A 4732-nucleotide genomic window follows, 5' to 3' on the forward strand; every position below is an offset into this window, starting at 1 on the left:
TATGCAAACATGCTGATTAACATTACCTTCACCAAAATCTTGAGGAACAAAGGTGCATCTCCCTATTGATGCACCAGTGATGTTCAATAAGACGTCATAGGGTTGAAGTTTTGTTCTCTGCATACTATTATGGATTTTTTCATCAATGCAGGCTACATTATCCAATCTTAGACCACCGACGTGGATATTCTGGCTCCTCAAGAATGGAATGCCGTTCGCTTTATATACTCTACTTCCGCCGCTGGGAGTGATTCCACTGCCAACAAATGTTGCGACTTGCCCAATACTTGAGATCTCCCACTCCACCGGCACCCGCCCGATCTCCGAGTCCTTGAACGCATGCGTCTCCTCGCTCCGCACTCTGCCCTCCTCGTCGATGCCCTTCGTGAGCAGGTCCTGCATCAGCCCCGCCTTCACCTGCCGGAGTTTGTCGATCAGCGCTTCGGTCTTCTCGATCGCCTCGTCGATGGTGGAGAGGACGGCGGCGATGCGGCGCTGTTCTTCTGCGGGGGGAAGTCGCAACAACAATTTTTGTAACTTTGCTTTATTCAGAGTTTGACCTTTTATTGCTTGTTCGGCACACCCCCCTTGCGCAATTCCAGGTAAGGAATAATAGAGCCAAGCACTTACAATATCTGGAGAATTCGGATAAAAGGCGGCAATTGCTTCATTTGTATATAAATCAATACTAGCAATGCCTACCCGACCCAGCGTCAGTTTGAAACTCATCAAAACTGTGCCCTTTGGCACAAGTTTGACATTACTATTTTTAATGCCAGATTTTGTTATTTTCTCAGTGGTCTGAAAAATCCATTTAGAACCTAGATCGGAGATCGCCACCCAAGGATAACCGTCGTCATCATCTGCCCAAAAGCGAGCATCTTTGCGTGCTGGTGTCCCACCAATTTCTATCCGGCATTTCTCTCCTAGTGTGGCAATAGGCCAATCATCAGGATGACAAGAATCACTCATACCCGAGCTCCCGCAGGTAACCGTCCAGCCGCTCCTTCGCCGCGTCCCGCTCCGCCTCGATCTCGCGGGCGGTCACCCGGTACTTATCCCACCAGTTCTCGTAGATTGCCACAAGTTCCTGCCGGGATTGGGTCAGATAGCGCTCCAGCCCGGCGGCCAGGCAGTCATAGAGCTGGGAGAGTATCAGACCCCGTACCTTGTCCTCGGGAAGGGTTGCCCGGAGCCGTTCGATGAGAGCCCCCCGCTCCTCTTCGACGGCCTTCACCGCCTTCTTCTGGGCGGCGATCCTGCGGTTCAACGCCTTCAACTCCGCCGTATCCGGGACTTCGTCCTCGTCCTCCGGCTCGCCCTGAAGTTCCGCCATCTCCGCCTCCAGGCTGAGGAGCCTGTCCTCGGCGGCATCCAGTCGCTCAAGGAGGGCTGCCCCCTCGCTCGTCCCGAGCAGCGTATCGTCGGCGAGGATCGAGGAGGTCCAGCCCGTCGACCGGATTGCCTTCAGGTCGTACTGCGAGTCGACCCACCAGTTCACGAAGACCCCGGCCACCTGGTAGGTGTCCAGCAGCCCCACCGGTACGAGGGCGTCCTTCAGCGACGCGAGGAACTCCTGCCGGAGGGCGAAGAGGTTGTTCGACTCGGAAAACGCCTCAAGCCGCGGCAGCCGCTCCTCCCACCAGGCTGCAAGCCGGCGGCGCATCTCCGCCTCGACGCCGACGACGCCGCTGTCTGCTTCAATGACCTTCCGGATATCCTCTTTCGCCGTAACCTCCGGCACGAACTCGAGGTATGTATCGTCCCGCTCCCGGAGCAGCACCGTACCGTCCAGCGCATACCGGGCGAAGGCCGCCGCCTTCGCCGCCGCTTCAGAGCGCGGCACTCCGCCGAAGAGGTGTGCCCGGACATCGTGCGGCTCGGGTTCGGGAGAATTATCCACGTATCTGCGGATATTCAGGTTGTAGTCCTGCGCCGCAACCTCCTTGACGCTCACGATCCGGGAGTACTTCGGCACCTCCTCGCGGTGGTGGTAGACCTGCGCGATCTTCTCAATATCCTCGGGGCGCAGGTGGTTCTGCGCCTTCCCCTCGCCGTACTCCGCGTCGGCGTTGATGAAGAGGATCTTCCCGGCAAGCTCCGGCGGCTTGTCCCTGTTTATCACCAGGATGCACGCCGGAATGCCCGTCCCGTAGAAGAGTGCCGGCGGCAGGCCGACAACAGCCTCGACGATGTCGTCCTCCACCATCCCCCGCCGGATCTCCTTCTCGGCACCGCCCCGGAAGAGAACCCCGTGCGGCATGACCGTCGCCATCTTCCCCCGGGCGTTCAGGCTCGCAACCATATGCTGGGCGAACATCAGGTCGGCCTTCTTCCCGCTCTCCGGGGCAAATCCGTACACAAACCGCTCCGGATGCTCCATCCCCGCCCGTGTGTAGTTTTGAGAGAAAGGAGGATTTGCAAGCACCCGGTCGAAGTGCATCAGTTCGCCCCCGTCCGTATGCTGCGGTCGGGCGATGGTATCCTCGTTCCGGATGTCGGCGTCGTTTACCCCGTGCAGGATCATATTCATCTTGCAGATCGACCATGTTCCGCCGTTGCTCTCCTGCCCAAAGAGCGAGAGGTTGCGGGCGTCCTGCCCCTGCTCCTCGACGTAACTCTTCGACTGGATCAGCATGCCCCCCGACCCGCAGGTCGGATCATAGACCCGCATACCTTCCTGCGGTGCCATGAGCAGCACCATCAGCCGAACCACATTTGCCGGAGTGTAAAACTCCCCACCCTTCTTCCCCGCCGAATCTGCAAAGAATTTGATCAGATATTCATACGCGGCGCCGAGCATATCGGGGAATTCAAAATCTTCGTTCCGGAGCCGGTACTTGTTGAAGTGATGGATGAACGCCTGGAGTTTTGCGTCCGAGAGACGGGTTCTCCCGATCGTCGCATTATAATTGATGTGCTTGAGAACACCCTCCAGCTTATCCGGGTTATCTTCCTCAAGCGCATGGAGCGCCTTGTTGAGACTATTGCCGATATCCGTCTTCAGATCCTTGATCTCCGACCACCGGGCGCGTTGCGGGACGTAGAACGTGTACTCATCCGGGTCTTCGGCGAGCTCTTCGGCCTCGGCTTCGGATTTCCCCCGCTCTTTCCAGGACCGGACAACCTCTTCGCGGCGTTCCTCGAACTGGTCGGAGAGCCGACGCAGAAAGAGCATCCCAAATATATAGACCTTGAACTCCGAGGCATCCATGTTCCCCCGGAGGATGTCTGCGGCGGCGAAGAGGTGAGATTCGAGTTGTTGAAGCGTGAGTTTTACCGTGGCTATACCCTCCCATAGTTCCCGGTCGTTGTCGCGGGATTGTTGCTAGAGATCTCCTCTTTTACAGAAGATACAATTATCCACTGGCTTCAAGAGGTTTTTTATACGAGCGTTTGAATTTCTTTGTATGACCCACTGGATCGCCTCCTCCAACCGCGACAACCAGAAGATCCTCGAAAAGAAGCACATCTGGGGCGTCCCAAAGCGCAACAAAACCCTCATGCACCGGGTGAAGCCCGGCGATACGATACTCGTGTACGTCCGGCAGGAGAAAGAGGACGACATGATCCTTCCCTCAGCAATAACCGGAGCCTACGAAGTCGCCTCCGAACCCTACGAAGACCACTCCCGCCTCTTCATCACCCCGCCGCAGATGGGCGACGAGGTCTTCCCCTTCCGCATGAGGGTCAAGCCGGTCGCGGTCTTTGCCGAGCCGCTGGAGTTCAAGCCGCTGATTCAAGACCTCAAATTCATCACGAACAAAACGATGTGGAGCGGTCACCTCCGCATAGCCATGCGCGAGATCCCCGAGGTGGATTATCAGCTCATCCTCAAACGCGCCGGAGTGGAGGTATAACCGATGTCCGAGATCACCGGCGTCACCTTCCCCGTGCCGAAGAAGTACATCCCGCGCTTCTTCAAAGACGGCAAGACCGTCTTCATCAAACCCGCCACCGTCTTCAAAGAACTCCGTAGCGGCATGAAACTCGTCTTCTACCAGTCCCACGAGGATACCGGCTACGTCGGGGAGGCGACGATCAAGCGGATCGTCATCAACGATAACCCTCTCGCGTTCTTCGAGACCTTCGGCGACGCGGTCTTCCTGACGAAAGAGGAGGCCAAAGCCTACGTCGAGAACCAGGAGCGGTGGCAGGGGGTTCGGGTAAGGAAGGAGGTTCCCCGAAAGCGGCCCTGGATGGCGCTCGAACTTGAGGGTATCCGGGAGTATGATACGGTGAAGAAGCCGGAGCGGTTTGTGCCGGTCGGGGGAAGGTATCTGCGGGAGTGAAACTCATAGAACTCATAGATGATATCCGAAAATCGATATACCGGACTGAGATTAGTTGCAATCTCGCGCTTCTGATCCCACACATCTAGGGCCTATTCCTGGGCGGGTATTTATAGGGCTTTACGGGGTTGTATGCTGCCTCAAATGCAACAAAGTAATCCGCTATCTCGCCTTGCAAGCGCTTGCAAGTTGAGCATCCACAAAACCTGATAGCGAGATCGCCGGTTCCCACACGGTGCATGGCCGTATAGCGATAACCAAAGGGTTGTCGTTCGAACTCGCAGGCAAAGATGCTCTCGATGTTTTCGGATTTATGAACTGCTTGTGGAGCCTTAAATTCGATGAATTTTTCAAGGTACGTCAGAATTCGTGGTATGTGGATAAGGTTTCCGCATCCACCACAGAAAAGTCCCCCACCGATATTGCATTCACCGCAATGA

The 4732-nt window shown here is 56.4% G+C and carries 5 protein-coding genes; 2 read left to right on the plus strand and 3 right to left on the minus strand.

Annotated elements, in window-relative coordinates; genetic code table 11:
• Both EI28_RS14140 and EI28_RS11505 read right to left on the minus strand, forming a co-directional pair.
• Window positions 1-972, minus strand: a 972-nt coding sequence (locus EI28_RS14140; RefSeq protein WP_155937391.1) for a restriction endonuclease subunit S, incomplete at its 3' end; no start/stop codon positions are given.
• Window positions 965-3289 carry an N-6 DNA methylase gene (locus EI28_RS11505; protein ID WP_048114986.1) on the minus strand — a complete coding sequence of 775 codons (2325 nt, stop codon included), beginning with the start codon at window positions 3287-3289 and terminating at the stop codon, window positions 965-967. The genes EI28_RS11505 and EI28_RS14140, both read right to left, overlap by 8 nt.
• Window positions 3290-3410: 121 nt before the next feature.
• On the opposite strand from EI28_RS11505, the gene EI28_RS11510 reads away from it, so the two are divergent.
• The gene (locus EI28_RS11510; RefSeq protein ID WP_048114988.1) at window positions 3411-3860 is read left to right on the plus strand and encodes an EVE domain-containing protein; all 450 of its coding nucleotides are present in this window, start codon (window positions 3411-3413) and stop codon (window positions 3858-3860) included.
• Between the two features lie 3 nt (window positions 3861-3863).
• Window positions 3864-4292, plus strand: coding sequence for a DUF365 domain-containing protein (locus EI28_RS11515; protein ID WP_048114990.1), 429 nt, complete (start codon window positions 3864-3866; stop codon window positions 4290-4292).
• 85 nt (window positions 4293-4377) lie between these two features.
• Here the strand turns inward: EI28_RS11515 and EI28_RS15030 are convergent.
• Window positions 4378-4732, minus strand: a 355-nt coding sequence (locus tag EI28_RS15030; protein ID WP_231476793.1) for a hypothetical protein, incomplete at its 5' end; no start/stop codon positions are given.

This window comes from Methanoculleus sp. MH98A (assembly GCF_000691865.1).
Lineage (GTDB): Archaea > Halobacteriota > Methanomicrobia > Methanomicrobiales > Methanoculleaceae > Methanoculleus.

Coding starts and splice junctions, on each gene's coding strand:
- EI28_RS11510 (WP_048114988.1), top strand. CDS start 3,411: ATGACCCACTGGATCGCCTCCTCCAACCGCGACAACCAGAAGATCCTC.
- EI28_RS11515 (WP_048114990.1), top strand. CDS start 3,864: ATGTCCGAGATCACCGGCGTCACCTTCCCCGTGCCGAAGAAGTACATC.